Below are 1,721 nucleotides of genomic sequence, written 5' to 3' on the forward strand. Positions count from 1 at the left end.
ACAAAAAGGATATTTATTCTCCCACAAACATTTTACTCATACCTCTGCTTCCTACAGAGGACTTTGACTGTCCTTTAATTGATTATGGGAAGTATAAGCTTTCTACGAAATCTTTACTCAAGATATTTGTCGCTGCTCAACTAGATCAATGGAGCTCCTATACTCATATGACAGAAAAGTTAGATGCTTATCCAAAACTATGTAAGGAGATTGGAATTACTGATATAAGCGGTTCTACGTTAAGCCGCCGTATCAATGATTTACCAACAGAATGGGTTCAAAAGCTTTTTGTAAAAGTTGTTCAGAAGATTAAATGTCTAACGCAGGAAAAAAAAGGATTGCCAAATGGAATAGGACGCTTAAAAATTATTGATTCCACTGAGATTAGATTACCAGAACAATTGTGTGATTGGGCTTTTATTTCAAAAGGCCATCATGCGGTTAAAATGCATACTCGATTGGTCGTTGCTTCACCAGATATCGCCTATCCAGACAAAATGGTGCCTTCAACAGGAACAGTGAGTGATTTTGAAAGCTCAGATATTTTAGTTGAAGAAGCAGATTCTACTTACGTAATGGACCGCGGTTACCCTTCTAAGAAGAACCTCATGGATTGGCAAGAGAAGGAGATTTCATTTGTGGTTCGGATAACGAAGGCTCTTCGATTATATACATTGGAAGAATATGAACCTACACACCCTTCGGTCATGAGAGATGCCAAAGTATTATACGGCATATCTAAAATACCTATCAGATACGTTGAGTTTGTAGACGAAGAAGAGCGAAGCTATCGGATAGTAACAACTAGATTCGATCTAACCGACCAACAAGTAATGGAAATTTACCGTAATCGCTGGATCATCGAATTATTCTTCAAATGGATCAAACAGCATTTAAAATTGACAAAGATCTGGAGTACGAAACCCCAAGGTATTTGGAATCAAATGTTTTTAGCTCTAATCGCCTATGGACTGTCCCTTATAGTTAAATTACAAACCAATTCTAAAAAGACACCATGGGAATTCTTTCGGCTTTTACAAACCTATCTTTATCAATCTATTAGCTCTTTTAAGAAGGGGTTACGACCAAAAAAGAAGAGAAAATCGAAAGGAAGACAAAAAATTCCCATTCCAAGCGAGAAAAAAGCACCAGCATTTGGTAACGTCGCCCTAGTAAAAGAAGGAAAGAAAAAGCAAGAAAGAAAAAACCAAAGAAAATTAGGTACCTACTAAAAAGGAAATCAAAACCACCAGTGTGAACTGGTGGTTTGCTCTGCGGCTAAAAGCCTCTCTTACCGGCCTCGGCCTTAAAGGCCCACTGAAAAGGTTTCCCTTCTGCACCACATTCACTCACCAATTCTAAAGAATTTCTTTATTTACTTCCGATTTTTCTCACCCGTGAACGGATCGAATTCTTCGAACAACGTTAGCTGATCAGCCATATAATCTTCTTTCAGCTGATTTCTTATATATTCTTGTATTTGTTTCTTATTTCTCCCCACGGTATCAACGTAGAAACCACGACACCAAAATTTCCGATTCCCATAGCGATATTTCAAATTCGCATGTCGATCAAATATCATCAGGCTACTTTTTCCTTTTAGGTAACCCATGAACTGCGATACACTTAATTTTGGTGGAATACTAACCAACATATGGATATGATCCGGACAGGCATTTGCTTCATGTATAATGACACCTTTTCTTTCACATAGCTCTCTT

At 37.7% G+C, this 1,721-nt stretch carries 2 protein-coding genes; one reads left to right on the forward strand and one right to left on the reverse strand.

Annotated elements, in window-relative coordinates; all coding sequences use genetic code 11:
* Window positions 1–1,232: IS4 family transposase (locus ADJ83_RS16150; protein WP_342585614.1), on the forward strand; the 1,232-nt coding region annotated here is incomplete at its 5' end.
* 143 nt (window positions 1,233–1,375) lie between these two features.
* Here ADJ83_RS16150 and tnpA read toward each other — a convergent pair.
* Window positions 1,376–1,721: IS200/IS605 family transposase (tnpA, locus tag ADJ83_RS16155; RefSeq protein WP_048718401.1), on the reverse strand; the 346-nt coding region annotated here is incomplete at its 5' end.

Origin of the sequence: Bacillus sp. 522_BSPC (genome assembly GCF_001076885.1) — a bacterium.
Taxonomy (GTDB): Bacteria; Bacillota; Bacilli; order Bacillales; family Cytobacillaceae; genus Niallia; species Niallia hominis.